Origin of the sequence: Paenibacillus sp. FSL R5-0623, assembly GCF_037974265.1 — a bacterium.
Taxonomy (GTDB): Bacteria; Bacillota; Bacilli; order Paenibacillales; family Paenibacillaceae; genus Paenibacillus.
This window is the reverse complement of sequence record NZ_CP150233.1, coordinates 3,327,025-3,344,264: the sequence shown is the minus strand read 5'-3', so window position 1 is coordinate 3,344,264 and position 17,240 is coordinate 3,327,025. Positions and strand designations below refer to the sequence as shown.

At 45.0% G+C, this 17,240-nt stretch carries 11 protein-coding genes; 2 read left to right on the top strand and 9 right to left on the bottom strand.

Going from position 1 to position 17,240, the window contains the following annotated elements:
* Window positions 1-3: 3 nt before the first annotated feature.
* A complete protein-coding gene (locus MKY92_RS14680) occupies window positions 4-2,901 on the bottom strand; it encodes an extracellular solute-binding protein (RefSeq protein WP_339301479.1) in 2,898 nt (965 codons plus the stop codon).
* 105 nt (window positions 2,902-3,006) lie between these two features.
* Window positions 3,007-4,359 carry an extracellular solute-binding protein gene (locus MKY92_RS14675; protein ID WP_339301476.1) on the bottom strand — a complete coding sequence of 451 codons (1,353 nt, stop codon included), beginning with the start codon at window positions 4,357-4,359 and terminating at the stop codon, window positions 3,007-3,009.
* A 274-nt stretch (window positions 4,360-4,633) separates the two neighbouring features.
* On the opposite strand from MKY92_RS14675, the gene MKY92_RS14670 reads away from it, so the two are divergent.
* On the top strand, window positions 4,634-5,401 hold the full coding sequence (locus tag MKY92_RS14670) for a helix-turn-helix domain-containing protein (protein ID WP_036670943.1): 768 nt from the start codon (window positions 4,634-4,636) through the stop codon (window positions 5,399-5,401).
* A 124-nt stretch (window positions 5,402-5,525) separates the two neighbouring features.
* Here the strand turns inward: MKY92_RS14670 and MKY92_RS14665 are convergent, their stop codons facing one another.
* From MKY92_RS14665 to MKY92_RS14645, 5 genes are all read right to left on the bottom strand, one after another.
* Window positions 5,526-7,151 (bottom strand): response regulator, encoded by a 1,626-nt coding sequence (locus MKY92_RS14665; protein WP_339301475.1) that lies wholly within the window; start codon window positions 7,149-7,151, stop codon window positions 5,526-5,528.
* A complete protein-coding gene (locus tag MKY92_RS14660; RefSeq protein ID WP_339301474.1) occupies window positions 7,136-8,893 on the bottom strand; it encodes a histidine kinase in 1,758 nt (585 codons plus the stop codon). The genes MKY92_RS14665 and MKY92_RS14660 overlap by 16 nt, the downstream gene beginning before the upstream one ends.
* 57 nt (window positions 8,894-8,950) lie before the next feature.
* Window positions 8,951-10,684 carry an extracellular solute-binding protein gene (locus MKY92_RS14655; protein WP_339301472.1) on the bottom strand — a complete coding sequence of 578 codons (1,734 nt, stop codon included), beginning with the start codon at window positions 10,682-10,684 and terminating at the stop codon, window positions 8,951-8,953.
* 78 nt (window positions 10,685-10,762) lie between these two features.
* On the bottom strand, window positions 10,763-12,313 hold the full coding sequence (locus tag MKY92_RS14650; protein ID WP_339301471.1) for a glycoside hydrolase 43 family protein: 1,551 nt from the start codon (window positions 12,311-12,313) through the stop codon (window positions 10,763-10,765).
* 7 nt (window positions 12,314-12,320) lie between these two features.
* Entirely contained in the window at window positions 12,321-13,838 is a 1,518-nt protein-coding gene (locus MKY92_RS14645) for a glycoside hydrolase family 43 protein (RefSeq protein ID WP_339301470.1), read from the bottom strand.
* Window positions 13,839-14,001: 163 nt separating this feature from the next.
* Between MKY92_RS14645 and MKY92_RS14640 the strand changes: the two genes are divergently transcribed.
* Window positions 14,002-14,871 (top strand): AraC family transcriptional regulator, encoded by an 870-nt coding sequence (locus tag MKY92_RS14640; protein ID WP_339301468.1) that lies wholly within the window; start codon window positions 14,002-14,004, stop codon window positions 14,869-14,871.
* A 120-nt stretch (window positions 14,872-14,991) separates the two neighbouring features.
* On the opposite strand, the gene MKY92_RS14635 is transcribed toward MKY92_RS14640, so the two are convergent.
* Complete coding sequence (locus tag MKY92_RS14635) at window positions 14,992-16,686, bottom strand: ABC transporter substrate-binding protein (RefSeq protein WP_339301467.1); 1,695 nt, start codon at window positions 16,684-16,686, stop codon at window positions 14,992-14,994.
* Between the two features lie 276 nt (window positions 16,687-16,962).
* On the bottom strand, window positions 16,963-17,238 hold the full coding sequence (locus tag MKY92_RS14630) for a barstar family protein (protein ID WP_339301465.1): 276 nt from the start codon (window positions 17,236-17,238) through the stop codon (window positions 16,963-16,965).
* Window positions 17,239-17,240 lie beyond the last annotated feature (2 nt).

The window sequence follows — 17,240 nt, the reverse complement described above, 5'->3', positions numbered from 1 at the left end:
CCTCTATTTCAGATTAAATTCCTTGCGTTTCAACTCTATTTCATCATCAATGTACAATACATAGTCCGATAAGGCTTCACGCGGATTTTCATTAGCATTGACCACCTTGCGGAAGGCGTTGTCCAGATGTCGTCCCGTGAAATAACCTCCAGGAAGCTGCGGGATTCCCTGTACCCATTCCCATTGTTTCTCGAGATTTTGATAATCCTTCACAGGCCAAGGCAATTGCTTCAAGGCTTCGATATTGGCCGTCGGGTAACGGGCAGCCGCTCCCATAAGACCTTCCATTTCTCTCCCGTATTCAATCTGGGTCTGATCATCAGTCCACCACTTCATGAACTTCCACGCCGCTTCCTTGTTGTCGGCATTTTCGAGCATCATCACCGCGCTCGTAGCGCTGGCCACTTCATGCCGTATGGACCCATCCGGAAGCTGTGTACCCGGAACAATCGTAAAGTCCCAAAGATTGCGGATTTCCGGAGCCATAACCGTCAACATGTTATACGTGGTGTAATCAGCAATCCCGATCGGCATTTCCCCGGTACGGAAGCGGTTCGGAAAGTCGGCTTTGAGCGGAAACTTGTAATTGGTATAAAATTGCGTCCAGCGTTTGAACGCGTCCATTGAAATCTCCGAATCCAGCGCACTTTTCTTCTGGTCTTCGGTGTAGAACGTTCCGTCATTCTGATATAACAACATGGCAAAGGTTGAATTCGGAACCAGGTTGGCATTGTTCAGCGTATCCTCAATCGGCAGATAAAACTCCATGTTATGCTTCTGCAGCACGGCGATGGCGTTATATACGTCTTGCCACGTTTTTGGCGGTTCGAGGCCCAGTTCATTCAGAATATCTTTGCGGTAAAAGAGCATTGGAAAATGCTGCTGCTCCGGAAGGGCATATACCCCGTCATTGTAGCGGTATGGCGTCAATCCGCTTTCACGGAACCTGCCCGAAATTTCCTCGAAATCAGGGAACTGGCTTAGATCCGCCGTTGCATTCCTCATCGCATAGTTCACCGGAATGTCTTCGCCCATCTGCATGGCAACATCCGGTCCTTCCCCCGAGAGTGTTGCGGGCAGCAAAATATTAGGCGGAACGAGACGTAACTGCACGGACACATCCGTATCCGGGGTAAACGAATCGTCGATCATACCTTTCAGTACTTGGGCCTGATCTCGTCCGGTCGTGATCCATACAGTGATGGCATCCTTCTTTTGTTCCACGTTGCCAATGCTGTCGTAATCTTCGGTATACGAGGCAACATATGCGCCCAGTTCGTGCTTCACCTGCTGGACGGTGCTCGCTTCCGCTTTTGGCAGCGATTCACCCGGCGGAGAAACGACAAGGTAATCCAACGTAATCGGCTGTTCACGTACCGATAGAATCCATGTGCCGAGACCACCTACGTTAATTTTGAACGTATCCAGCCGTTTGGGAACCGTCTCTGGTCTGGCCGCCATATCTTCAAGCTGTAATACCATGGCGTGCAGTACGGCCACTTTGTCACTTTGCTCACCCGTGGCCTTTTCCAGGTAATCTGCAACGGAGCGCAAGATGTCAGCTTGTCGTTCAAACACCTCCGTCATCTCTGGAATACGCCGTTCCAGCTGGTAATCCCGCAGTGGGTCTGGACTGTTGGAGGTAATCATTAATATTTTGCGATACATCTCATTCAGTTCCAGCACGCTGGATTCCACGGTCCGCAGCAGCGGAGCGATGTCGCCAAGTGTAACCGTCATTCGGATCCGGTGTTTTCCTTTTTCAAGATGAAACTGATATGGCTGATCCTCTCCCGAACCCAACACCTGTGTTTGCCAGGCCGGGCTGTAGTTAAATCGAATGCGTTTCATTTCCTTAAACGGAACTTCACCGTTAATCGTCAGACTGCGGGTGGCATAGATGCCACGCAATTGATCCTGTTTCACCTTAAGCGCCAGTTGATACAGTCCGTCTTCAGGCACATCAATTTCCCATTCTATCCATTCCCCCGGCAGCTTCCAGTTAATGCCCCCGATGGCGTTCATCCGAATTTTCGATACATTATAAGGCTCCAGTGAAGGGCTTGATCGGTCCGAGATTGGTGCCAGTGTAGGGGATGACTTGCTGACAGCTTCCTCCCCTTGTACTTTCAACATAACAGGAGCCGATTGTTTCAAGCCGAGTGAGGCATAGGTCTGCTCCAGCTCTGCATAGGAAGGAACTTCGCTTTCTTGATATAGCTCAATATAATCGATCGCCATGCTTTCTCTTAATGAAGTGAGCGATAACTTCTGACTGCCTTTTTCAAAATAAAACTGAAACGGTTCCTCGAAGTACCCTGCGCTGTCCTTGAAGGAAGTCAGCTGCCATTCGGGCTGTTCCACTTGTCTGGGTCTAAGCTCGTTGCCACGATCGTCCTGCCGGACGTTGTCCTCGCGATTCCCCCATACCCTGTCAAACAGAAGAATATCGGCCCCTCTGAACGGGACCTTACCGTTAAGCTCAAGCCTGCGTTCGATCCCGGAGCTTTTACCTTCTACGGGATAATAGTGAATGCGAATGTTGTACAAACCGCTCACTTGAACAGGAACATCCCAGCGAATGGTTCCAGTTTCCGGCGTAATTACGGCATTTCCGTCTAATCCGGCGTACCCTTGCACAACCTCAAATTCCCCATCCTCTGCCTGAACATAAGATTCGCCTTCGATGCGTACAATTTCATCCGGTTTGGCCGTATTGTCATGAGCAGTCAGATAATGCTCATAACTGAATGAATCCTCGGTTCCCGATACCGCCTCAAAGTCCTCAAGCGCATGTACCGTTCCCGGATTACGATCCCGCGATGGATATAGTGTCCATATGGAGAGCACCAAGGCCAGGACAAGCACCAGGATTAGTCCCTTTTTCTTACGTGACCGCATGTTTGAATGTATCCCCTTTCCTGTAAGCGTTGAGAGAACTGAACGATTGACTAACCCGGACAGACCGCACTTTCACTGGTGCGTTCTGCCCGTGTAACGTGATACTTATTTGTAAACCTCATCAATCGCAGCCTGGAAAGGAGCCTTGTATTTCTCGATCAGCGTGGATACGGATACCCCTTCTTTGAGTTCCCCATCAAAATCCCAGAACGGCAAGGACGGGAATGTGTTATGGTCGAGAACCAACATACCTTCCGCCACCTCTCTGGCGTTGTTGATATCTGCTTCATCGGTCAGATGTGTCTCCAGTGTGGATTGTCCCGGATACTCATAGATCGAATCGATCTCGTTAATTTTCTCCCAGATGTACATCAGTTGTTCCGGGTTCTCTACCGCTTTTGGAATTGTTATCGCTTGGTAACGTGACTCACCGGAGTGATACGCTGTTGCACTTGGACCTTTTGGAAACGGTACAAAACCAATATCATAATCCTGCATATCCGTCATAATACCTTCGACTTCGTACATGGCACCTGAATACATCAAGGTGTTACCTTGACGGAAGAACGTGGATGGCTCTGTCCAATCGCCGCCCTCAGAAGCTCTGCCGACCTTCTCGGTAGCCAGTTTGGACAGGAAGTTCAACGCTTCTTTTGTTTTTGGATCTTCCAGGTTCTGCTTATCCTCTTTGGTCAGAGAAGCCTCGTTGGAATACAGAATCGGTTCCAGCAAGCCCGTTTGAGCGAGTCCCCAAGTGTCCAGCTTGCCATCATTGTTTCGATCCTTGTTCGCTTGCTTGGCAACGCTGATGAACGTATCCCAGTTCCATTCATCGGCATCCACATACTCTTGAAGTGGCTTCAAGCCGAGCTCTTGCATGAGCGTGCGATTATAGAAAATCCCGTTGATAAACGAGGACTGGTCCTCGGTAAAGCCGTAACCTTTGCCTTCATACTGCATGTATTCCTTGGTTGTTTTCTGGTTGAAAACCTTGTCGTTTTTAATATAATCATCCACCGGCCATAACAGATCCTGTTTGGTCAATGCCGGAATGGCATAGTTTTTGCCCAGTCTCACAAGATCGCCAAGCGGTTCACCGGCCATCAGGGAAGCAACTACTTTTTCCTGATATTCACCGAAATCGATGGAAACGTATTCAATATTAAAGTTGTGTTTTTTCTTCAGCGCTTCGAGATTCTCAAGGCGTTGAATGTTGTCTGGGTTATTCCCCTGTATTTCCATGTCCCACCAAGCAACAACCTTGATGGTTCTGCCGCCCATGTCAAAATCCATTTCTGGCGTGGAGTTTTCATTCTTTGGCTCGGTTTCCGCGGGTTTTTGTTCCTCCTGTGGTGTTTTTTCCGGCTCGGGTTGAGCGGTAGGTGCAGAACTGCATGCAGCAATCACCAACAAGACCGCAAATACCAGGCTCAGTAGCATGAACTTGTGTTTTCTCATCGTCTTCCCCCCTGATTGTCGTTTGCTATCACAGTGTATCGTTCAAATGAAAGCGCAAACAACCTGCCAGAATACAGATGTTTACCCGGGCTGAATATAGATTCGCGTAATTTTGTGCGAGCAAAGTGCATTATAGGTTTTAATTGGTAAAGAAATGCACTGTCTACAAAAATATGCACATTGTATGCGCTTTCTTTTATTACCATAATGAAATTAAGTCAAATTTTAGTTAATCTAGCGCATTACAATTCAGCAGAAGGTGAGGTATTGCTTCATGTATGATATTTTACTTGTGGATTTCAGCCGTCGTTTGTGCGGAGAGTTGCAACAGATGTTGCTACGGAGCAAAGCTCAATATACTATCGCAAATTGTGTGTTCTCATCGGCCGAGGCTTTGACCGCATTGTCAGAACGAGACTTTTCCCTTGTTATGGTACATACAGAGAGGTTTGATACCGCGGGGCTCTGGTTATGCAATGACATTCGAAAAAAAAGTCAGATACCCATCCTCCTTATGGGTGGAAGAGATCACTTCAGGTTTGTACGCAAAGCCTTGACGTATCAGGTAAATGATTATCTCCCGTATCCTGTTAGTCCCTCTTCTTTACTTAACAGTCTACATGCACTTAGATCTCACCTTGAAACCGACCCGGCACACAAAACGTCGTCGTTCTTCAAAACACCCGTTCAAATGAACGGTAAGCCCATGCACTCCAGTCATGTCATTCGTATCGTGAAGGCGTATGTACGGGATCATCTGAGTGATGAAATCACGCTGAAGAAGATCTCTGACATGCTTCATTTTAACTGTGCGTACCTTGGACAGAAGTTCAAGCTGGAAGAGAAGATGTCTTTCAATGATTATATGCTCCAGCAACGTATGGAAAAGGCACAGCAGTTGTTGTCTTCCACCAATCTGCGAATATATGAGATTGCTATTGAGGTAGGTTATAAGGATATTGACTGGTTCTATAAAAAGTTCAAAGCGTATGCCGGATCGAGTCCCAATGCTTATAGAAGACAAAAAATCCACACGGCCTAAAGGTGGATTGCCCAATCGGTTTGTTTATCAATTAGATAATAACCACAAAAAAACGCAGGATGTATTCTTCTTCCTGCGTTTTTTTGTGGTTGTTTGGGTTTGGTCAATTCCAAAGGATTCACCATTAACGTACCAAAAGGGATTCCCGGTATTCTTGGGGAGTCATTCCCGTTATTTTCTTAAAAAGTCGGGTAAACGAATGTGCAGCCTCGTACCCCACTTGAAGTGCGACCTCACGTACCATAAGATTTGTGTTCTGAAGCAATTCTTTGGCTTTCCGTATTCGGCAGTCGTCAATGAACTCTGACACGTTTATTCCCATTTCCTGCTTAAAGAATCGCGACAGATAGGATGGATTAAAGTGATGAAGTTCTGCCAATCTCACCAGAGAGAGATCTTTCTCCAGATTCTCCTTAACGTAACTGCATAAGGAATGAATGACAACGTTAGCGCGTTCCTGTTCATTTGATCTTTTGTACCGGACTAATTCATCGGCAGCACGATATAAAAATTGTACTGCATCCTTCATGCAAGTATACTCCCCTAAATGCAGCAAACTTCGTTGATCCGGGATCTTCTGTTGAAGACCCCAACGATTGATCGTTGAATGCAATAATAAGGCCAGATTGTAGTATGTCTCCATGGCACGTTCCATCGTAATATCCTGTTGCAGTAATTCGCCCGTTAGCTCCTCAAAACTATCGTAAAATGGCTGAATTCGTCCCGTTTCCAAATATCCCGACATCATCTCGATCCGGTTTGAGATCCGCATGGATTCTTTGGGTACATCCGATGAAAGATCATTACGATGATCCGTGAGTACCATGGATACGCCATCCCCAATTTTCATCCATTGGAGTAATCTCAGACGTTCATATTGTTTGGTTAGCTCAGACCAATTACAGCTTCGACCACCTAATGAAAAAGCAATGGATACGCCAAGTGATGCCATGCAAGCTTCCTGTACCAATTCAAGTGTGCCTTCCAGGAATCGTACAAGTTTATCATTGGTCATCTCTTCCTCCTGCTTCGGCTGAAGCAGCCAGATCGTATCCCCGTAATGGTCTGTTACACTTGCGCACACTGTACGTTCATTCATTAGAGATGAGCCAATAATGCGAACAGATTCCTGAACTTGTGTCAGGTCCGAACCTTTTTCAGGCGGATGATTGAACCGACCCAGTATGAGATAAACAGGTGAGTTAATTTGTAAACTTATATCTCTTTTGAATAATTCGTCCTGCATATCCCTAGTAGAAGCCATAACCGCTGTACAATCTTGAAGCAGCTTACGCAAATACTCTTTTTGTTGAATCAGTGCAAGCTGCGAGTTGACTTTATGAGAATGTTCCAACAACTCAAGCATGCTGTGACTTCGCCGAATCTCTTCCATCACATCTTCGACAACAGACATCACCTTGTCATAGCCTTCCGTTTTGAGCAAGTAACGCACATTGGCCATCTGAAAAGCTTGGTAGGCATAATCAAAATCGCTATGTCCTGTCAGAAAAATGACGCGACAATTCGGCCAACTGGCTTGAATCCGCTCTGTCAATTCCAAGCCACTCATACCCGGCATGCGGATGTCCGTTAGAACAATATCAATTCTTGAACGTTGCATCCAGGACAATGCTTCTGTTGCAGAGTAGGCCTTACATACATCAAGCTGATCAGGTATGTGTCTGGCGAACGTTTCATAGAGACTATCTGTGATAATCTCCTCGTCATCTACAATCAAAAGTCGATACATTCGTTCTCTCCCTCTTTCCACTGGATTCGAATTGTGACTTTTAATCCTTGCAGTTCACTTCTGGATAGGAAAAGGCCACTTCCTTCGCCATACGTCAGCACCAGACGTCGATGAATATTGATTAAACCCGTCATTTCATCCGTACTTCCGTCCTTATGCAACCGTTGTTGAAGAGCTTGAATATGTTGCTCTTCCAACTCATTTCCATTATCCTCTACGGTAATCTCGGCATATGAACCTTCCATATGAAACCCGATAATTAGAAGACCAGAGTCGGTATTCTTTTCAAGGCTGTGTTCATATGCATTCTCAATAATGGGTTGAATAATGAGCCTGGGAACGTGAATATGTTCCATCTCAGCAGGCAGTGACCCAAAATCGACCTTGATTCGTCTGGAGAATCGTAATTGTTGAATCTCTGTATAGATTCGTGAATGCTCAACTTCCACTTTCAACTTCACATGATCTGTTTCATTCCGGGTAATGAACCTGAAATACTCTCCAAGCATGTTAGTGAATTGCTCAATACGTTCGGTTTCTCCTGTCCTTGCCAGTGAATTCAGAATAAAGAAGCTATTGTACAGAAAATGAGGATTAATCTGCGATTGAAGCTGTTTCAACTCGGCCCGCTGCATCATCAGTGTTTTCTTGAAATCACGGTCGATCAGGGATTGAAGATTTTCAATCATTAGATTGAAACGCGTGTAGAGGAAGCCAAATTCATCCTTTCGGTTATGCGCAATGGGGACATCAAGCATGCCTCCCTCCATTTTTTTGAATCTTTTCACCAACAACAGTAACGGGATATGAATTAACTTGTAACTTGAATAGAGATACGCCGTGATGGCAACAAATGATGTAATCGCAAACAGCCAAGCCCAATGATAGAACTTGCTAAGTGGCTTGGTAACAATTGCCTCGGGTAGATATGTAGCTACGGATAAGCCCAGGGAGTCCATATGCAACTGACTAACATGGTACATGGTGTCCCCCACCTTCATTCGAAAGCCATCAAGTGTACCCTTTACACTGTGCTCACGGTAATTCGTGAGAATAACACTAGCTTGATGTTTATCTGTGATGGCATGCCCCGTTTTGTCCTCAATCAGAAACGTTGAACTCTCCGGGTACAAATTAAGCCGTGTGAGTTCATTCTGAAAATGGTATGTATCCAGCTCCACTTGAATGACAAAAAGCGGGGGTTCTCCTCTCGTGCCTGTCAGCCTGACGGCACTTAAGTTCAAGGCGTCCTCTTTCACAGTGAAACGTGTACCTTTTCCTTGCATGCCTGAACTAAAATATAGATAAGAACTTTTATCGAAATCATCGATGCCTTGGATCGCGGATATACTCTTGCCAACAGAAGGGATATGTACATGAACGTTTTTGATATAAGCAGTGCTATTCTTGAATGAAGCGAGTCGTTCTGTCAGGTAATTTAATGTATCACGCCGCTCAACCTGATCCATCATGTCCCAGAGAATCGCCAGACGATTGAGTTTTCGATCCTCAACGATATCAAACTGCTGTAATTCCATCCATTCTATCTCTCTGTTCAATTCCACCACATATTGGTTTAACCGTCTTTCCGTTGACAACGATATCTCCTGGCTTGCATTGTCATAACTCCAATGATACAGATACACGCCAAGAAGAATAAGAGGAAGCACAAATACCAGATAGGTGATTATTAATCGCGCAAATATACTGTTAAACCATGATTTAGCAGGGATCTTGATCAATACCTTCACCTCCAATGCCAAAGGCTGAGTGGGTTCCTTGTAAGAATAAAGTGAACATTAGTGCTCCTTTGGCTTGCTGGTGCGAAACCACGCGTTAACCTCCGATGTGATCTGATCTCCCCCCAGCTTGCGCCAGTTCTCAACGAATTGATCAAACTCATCTATCGACCTGCCTAGAATAATGTTCATATAGGCTTCAAGCTGAAGATCCCGAAGAATAATTTGTCGATCAACCATCGTGTCCGTAATTCCGCCCGTGAATTGATCATAGAGAAGTTGGCCGTTCTTCTCATAAGAATCAGCAATGCTAAAAGCACCCGAAGGCCCATAGGTTTGTTTCCAGCCCCAGCCGCTCTCTACATCTTCCAATTCATAGGCCACAATGCGTTTGTGAATGGCGAGAGCTTCATTCTGCAGAGCCGAGAAGTCTCCTGTACTTCTGGCATCCCGAATTTGTTTGTAAGCATCTATATTTTTATTACCAGGAAAAGGAGTTACCGGTGAAAGCATCCACACAGCTCGGGAGTCGTCATTGTAGTATGTTTCATACTGTGCCTGATCCCCCCAGTTGATGTCCAGATGCAGATTCATGAGCTTTACAACAACTTCCGGATTAGAGAAGCCCTTTTTTACAGCAAAGTATTGCCCCGTGTTGGAACGTAGCGGTACGAACAGGCTCCGATCCGACTTGGCAACAATGGGATATGCCTGCCATTCTACATCTATATCTGTATCTTTATCACGGGTGCTCTGAAGCATAAAGGATGTCCACTGTTCGCCGTAAAGCATCCCTATTTTTCCATCTTGAACTAGACGAAACGCCTTGTTTCCACTTTTATAACCAAAATCCGGATCAAGTTGGCCTTCACGATACAACGTTTGCAGTACTTTCAGAGCCTCCCGAACTTCAGGCTGAATACCTCCATAAGTGAGGTTTCCTTCTGCATCTTTAACCCATATATTAGGGTAGGCCCCATAGCCGGACATCACCCCTGCAGCTCCCATAACTGGATCCCATAGATGGTTCGTTAGCGCAAGTCCGTACGTATCATGCTCTCCGTTCCCGTCGGGGTCTCCCTCTGTAAACGCTTTCGAAACCTGGAGAAGCTCTTCCATCGTTTTAGGCGGCCGTAGCCCCAGTTGCTCCAACCAATCGGTTCTAATCCACAGGTACTGCGCTGTCTCAATGGAGGAAGATGATTCGGGAATAGCCATGAGTTTGCCATCAATGGTTGCCGCATCAAATGCACCTCTTCCCTCCGCCTCCAATATACTCTTTGTAAGTGGGGAAGCGTGCTCTTGGTACACATGGGTTAAATCTTCGATCATTCCAGCGTTGCTCAGTTGTCTAAGTTGATATGGATTAACTTTCACCACATCTGGAAAACGTCCTGCAGCAAGTGATACACCCAACTTCTGATTGTATACATCTCCCTTAGCAGTCCAGTCATAGTGAATTTGAATACCTAGCTCTTTCTCGTACAAACGAGTCCAGCGATTATCCAGTATCGTCTCACCAGATAACTGACTAATCATACGCTCAAGGTCATCTCCAGTTTCCCTGACAAAAGAGACAACGATGGGAGGAGAATACCTCTCAAACGTAGCGGGAAGTTGAATCTGCTGCCCATCTTGCTGCGGATGATGTTGTTTGGTATTACCTTCGGTATGACCTGCTGGTATGGATACAGCAAGGAACAGAATGAAGGTCCATCTTGTTATGTCCAGACATCTCTTATACATGACGACATGCCCCCAGTTCGGTTTGAACAACTCTCTTCTCTCTGTCAACTTTGAATCCATATCATTGTACAACAACTTGTACTCATTGAATACGAAAAGCCGCCGTTGGGCGGCTTTTACGTATTTTCATTGTTTCTCATCAGGATTAATCACACGATATTCAAAATTCGAAAAATCAGCTGTTCCTCCAGCTATTTCCGTTGAATATACAAACAATCCCGTTCGGCAACCCATAAAATGATCCAGTTTATATATCATTTTGTGGACAATCCCTATATCTCTCCATTCAACCCCATCGAAATAGGCAAAAGAGCACTCATCCAGATTGTTCTCAAAATTTCCGAATGCTTTTAGTTTAACTATTGGATCTGATACCGGGATACGTTCATGTTCAGTGGCTGGCTTCTGGTCGATCAGATTGCCAAATATGGTGGAATCTTCACTATCTCTGGCATGCATGACCAAGTAAAACTTGCTATCCTGCTTCGTGAGAGCGATCATACCGTACGAACCGATCAAAAAGCACAACCCGGCATAATCCCCATCATTCAGACGACTGCCGTCAAGCGTAACTATTGCTTCGCAAGCGGGCCCCATTGAACGCTGGGTTAGTGTGTTGACCGCAAACGTCAGATTTGGGCTGATCTGTCCCGTTCGAACACGATACACTCCCGGTTTCTCTGTAACGGACCAAAGTTCATGATTAGGTGTATGATTCCATTGCCAAAAATCACGGAGGCGGATGTTTCCATCTTCCTCGGGTTCATAATTGAAACTGTCGCTACCCACTAACGGGTTATAACGGTGCTCTGGTCTCGTGCTCGGGATATCAATCTGCTTCGGCGCTTTGTTTGCAAAGATTGGTTTACCTTGATCAAAGTGTAGCGGAACCAAAACAGGAACCCGGCCAACAGCCCCATGATCCTGAAACAGCATTGCATACCAGTCTCCATCCGGCGTATCCACGATACCGCCCTGAGCAACTCCTGAATTGAAATAATCCATATCGTCATTGAATACTTCTCCACCAGTGAAGACATCTTCCAGAGAGTCTGCCATATAAAACGCCTGTGTTCTACGTCCGGAAGCTTTCGTGATATGAATCAGGAACACAATATATTTACCATTGATCTTGTAAAAATGTGCTCCTTCATAACCAAGGTGATGAGACTGCTCGTCTTTTACAATCAAGCGATGTACTCCACCAGGTTTGGGCCCGGACAGATTAGAGCTTAATTCGGTCAGATAGATCTCGGTATTACCGTATACGAGATAGGCTCGTTCATCATCATCAAAAAATAAGGAGCAATCATGGTAAAACCCTTCCACGATCTGCTTCTTCCACACTCCCGAGATGGAGGTCGACGTATACAAGTATGTCTTACGGGTATCATTCGCAACAAAGATCACATAGAACATCCCTTGATGATAACGGAGTGATGCAGCCCACATGCCTTTACTATAAACGTGATGACCATCCACCAGCCGTTGGGCAGGTGTATCGTCCAATGTGTCGTATACATATGTGGCTACTTCCCAATGGATCAGGTCATATGAACGCAGGATGACACATCCCGGCATCATATGCATGGTTGTACTGACCATATAATATGTGTCTTCTACACGAATAACGTCAAGATCCGGGTAATCGGCCCAAATAATCGGATTCGGATACATACTTTAATTACACCTCATTTTTTCTGTTAAACTTCCATTCTCTCAAAAGGATGATTGAGCTGTCTGTTGAACTTTTAAGCTTAATATACAAGTCTTGCACACCTTTCGCACCCGTAACATTAGTTGTTAGTTCCATCCATTGAAGAGATTCTGTCGCAGGCGGAACAATGATTTCACCAATTAACGGTCCGTCTGCACGTTCAAGTCGAAGTTCCAACGTACCTTCGGTTGCTTGATTCGCAATCGTGGCTGTGAAATTTGTGGGTCCTTCACTTTCAAAGTCGACCTTGGATATAGCTATCCAGCTGTCATTTTGCAGCTTAGCGGAAATCATATTCGCATCAGATGCAGACATCTCACCAGAGTCAGGATATTGCTCTGTTGATACTCCGCTACTCCATCCAATCGTCGATCCGCTTACCCGCCCATAGGGATCAAAGCACTTGATTTGATCTACGCCCTGATAATCGGCATGTACCTTCTTGATCTTACCCGTGGCCTCATCATGCTCGACTCGATTCAGATGTGTTGAACGGTAACCTTCGGGGATATTCATCGCTTGGCATAATGTCTGGGCATGATAGGCAATGTACCACTGATCGGCCAGTTGGAATATAGCATGATGGTTATTGCCGCCAACATCAAAAAAGTGGCCCGGATTCTGGAGCAACGTTCCCTGATATGTCCATGGCCCCATTGGCTGAACACTGGTCATATATGCAATCTCACCAGGTGGTGGGCTGCCCTCTGGCCGATCACCCTCAACAAAATTGGAACAATACGTAAAGTAGTAACTATTATTATATTTATGTATCCCTGAATCTTCAAACATATAAGGCGCCTGAATAACCTTCGCTTTGCCAACAACGCTGATCATATCATCTCCCAATCGCATAACTCTTGCCGTATCCGGTCTTTCTGCTTTCCCCTGTGGAATACCACCACCGAAATATATATAGGCCTGATGATCATCATCTACAATGACAGCCGGATCGAATAGCCAGGTTACTTCCTCCACTCCCGGCGTCTCTCTTGTAATAAGTGCCTTTCCTATAGGGTCTACCCATGGACCTACAGGTGTTGGTGCAGACAATACACCAATTCCACTGGCATTGTTGGCGAAATAAAGAAAGAAACAGTCCTTGCCATCCAAGATTCGATGAGCAGCTGCCGGGGCCCATGATTGCGAAGCCCATGTTGCTGCGCCTTGAGGTCCAGCCACTCTGATCTCTCCATGATCGGTCCAGTTGATTAAATCATCAGAAGAAATGACCGTAATCCGGTTGATTGAACTGTAGCTGTTTTTCTGAGCAATACCGTCCTTATCATATTCCAGCTTATCACTAGTCATATATAAGTAGACTCGATTGTTAAATACCAAAGCATAGGGATCGGCTCCAAATTTGTGGGCCACCAGAGGGTTACCGTTGGGACGAAGCTTGCCAATCTCCCCTGGAATACTCTCCAGATTGGCAGCTTGATCTTGCTTTTGCTCACCAGCTTGTGGTGTAGAATGATAATTCATCAAAAGAATCCCCCTATAATCGTTTTTAGTTGTGTCTTTTCACAAGAAAGCGTTTGCAATACAAAAGGTATCATGATAGGATGATTACATTTTAAGGTAAGCTGAGTACAATTTCATTGCGTTAACCGCTCTATTTATTGCGTGAAATGACGGGAGGTACTTCATGAGTGGATCCTCTGAGTGTTTTTATGATCCCATCCAGCCTGAGCTCTTATATCTGCACAGCGTAACGACGTATAAGCTGGAAACGATCTATCATCGCCATAATGCATACGAGATCTACCTGTTTCTTCGTGGCAACGTTCACTTTTATGTAGAAAATCGATGTTACCATGTGCAGCCTGGTGATCTGCTTGTGATGTCACCCGAGGAGATGCACCGCGCCTTTATTCTGGATGAATCTGAGTATGAGCGAATTACAATCAACCTCAAAAAAACATATCTATTTCAACTTTCCACACCATCAACCAATCTATCGTCATGTTTTGATCATCGCCCCAAAGGAACAGGCAACATCGTACATTTAGACGACGATAACTTGAAGCAGATGCTGCAATGTACAAACGAACTGGAAGGATTGCTTGCTTCCGATGCTTATGGCACCGATATCAAAATAAATGCTGCCGTAGCCCAATTGTTGGTCATGATTAATGTCTGGTTTCATAACAATTCCTTTGTTCCCAATGACATTATGCCTGAACTGGTTCGTGAAACCATGGATTATATTGAAACACATCTAAATCAAGACATTACGCTTCGCAAACTTGCCGAAGTGTTCTACATGAACAGTACTTATATCAGCCGCCAGTTCAAGAAGCATACTGGATTGACGATCCGTTCCTACATTTTGGGTCGTCGTATTGAACGGGCAAAATATCACCTGTCTGAAGGAATGAGTATTACGGATGCATGCTTTCAATCGGGCTTTAGTGACTATGCCAATTTTATTCGCAGTTTTACCAAAATGGTCGGCATCTCCCCCGGTAAATATATCAAACAAAGACGTGATGTGATTGAAGCTTTGCCAAAATAATGATGAGCTCATTCAATGTAAACTAAAAAACATCAAACCATCCTGCATGGCTCGATGTTTTTTAGTTTTGGATATACTTCCGATCTGCAAACAATTCATTGTTGTGATTATATCCGCAAGTTAATTGATCTCTTTCCCCGTCCACAATCGAACGCGATCTTTAATCCACTCCGTATACTGCTGTTCCATGGCTACTGCACCTGCATTGTCAAGTTCGGTAATCATATTGTCGTATATGCCTTCAAAGGCACTCGGAGAGGATGTAATCGCTTCAGCGATCCGTTTCTGAATAATATCCTGCGTTTTCTGATACACAACGTTATAATCCCCGCTATCCGAAGGAATCGGCATATTGTAAGCCGCGCCCCACTCTTTTACCGGAAACTCCTCTTCGGAAGGGAACAAGTCCTTCCATGTAGTGATGCCATAACCTTTCAAAGCTTCTTTCTCCTCATCAGAATAACTTTGCTGAATCTGTTCAGGATAATTCGTTGTATAGTAGTTATCCGTTGAATCTTTGACACCATCCCCGTAGTGAGCACCAAAAATGTAATACAAGCCTACTCCGGTTTCTTTGGTGAATGTGTTATTGTCTTTGTTTTTACGTTCCTGTACATCGGCCGGGATGGTGCGAACACCGTCTTCCACGTTATATTGCTCGCCTTCAACGCCCCAGTTTCTCAATACTTGCCCTTCTTCTGAAGACATCCAATCCAAAAATTTAATAGCCCGGACAGGATCTTCACAATCTACCGTTATACCAATGCCATAACCATCAAAGCCGATATTTTGGAAATCCTTACGCTGAAAACTGTCATCTAGCGTTACTGGATAGAATCCGTAGGTCATATCATCTTTTCCTGCACTTTTCAAAGCATTTTCCGCATCACTGAATCCCCAGCTTGGATCAAGCAAGGATAACACGCGACCACTGGCGATTTTGGACTTATACTGGTCATCCTTCTGAACAAAACTGTCCTTGTCCAGCAAGCCTTCATTGTACATCTTGTTCAACCACCGGAAATATTCCTTCTCCTCGGGACGTTTGTAATGCAGAACGGCTTCGTAGGTGTCCGGATTGATGAAATATTCACCATCTCCAGGTCCTCCAGTAGACATAACAGCGGGATCAGTAACAGTGATCATTCGCCGCCATCCATCTGCACTAAGCGTCAGCGGAATTGTGGGTTGGCCATCATCTGTGGTCGGATGTTTCTCGTAATATTCACGTAGCACATTTTCGAAATCGTTTAAGGTTTTGATCTCAGGATACCCGAGTTCCTTGACTACACGATGTTGAATGGCGGTACCATTCGTGGCATCGAAGCTGACCTGATCGATCGCACCATTTGTCGGAATCCAATAGATTGAAGGATCGTCATTACTGTATTTCAACCGATTGAATTGCTCACCGTAGATCTTTTTCAAATTGGGTGCGTGTTCTTCGATCAGATCCGTCAAATCAATCATTGCACCGGCATCAACGAGTCTGGTCAAGTTACCTTTGGGGAAGATTAAATCCGGATAATCGCCACTGGCAGCCATCAGGGAAATACGGTCGTTTCCGCCTCCGCTCGAAATATCGAATTCAGCATCAATGCTTACACCGGTTTCTTCCGTAATTTTTTTTCCTACCGCATCCTGCATTTTGTTCCAGTTGGGACTTGCATCTGCGCCGAAGAAGGTAAATGTGATCGGGCTGTTGGGGTCACTCGTATTTGATTCGGAATTCTCTCCAGCGTTTCCGCAACCGGCGGAAACTAGCACAACACTTGTTACGAGACAAGCTCCTAGCATTTTTGAAATGGCTCTCATTATTTTTCTGCCCCCTAAATGGTGTTAGTTGTAATAACCAATCCAGACATTACGATGGTTCACTTTGAAATAGTATACGCTTACATATTCAACTGTTAGTAAACGACTACAATCCTGCCTACCCTATTCCATGTTTAAAGTATAAGGAAGTCTAATAACCCCAACCTTGATTATTAAGCCATGAAAATAGCATGATCTAGACATGAGTTTCAGTAAAAATGTGAAGAACAAAAAAAGCGATGGTTGCCCATCGCCTTATAAAGCCAAACCTGCATTTCAATAATATAATTCCAACGTAAATCCTAGGATCTCCCCTTCCACATCACGCAACAATTCCATGAGTTGGTCAGCGTAATCTCCAAGAATCTCTTTGCTTTTCTCAAAACCAATCCATTGAACAGTAAGCGGCATGCTTACAGCCCCAGTTAAGACATCCCATAGTGCGTCCAAATTGCCTCCATAACTCTCGTCTAACTCAAGCTGGTTCTGCAAAATTTGATGAAGCTCTTCCTTGCTGTGAAAGTCGTTTCCGTTAATCTGAATGATGCTCATAT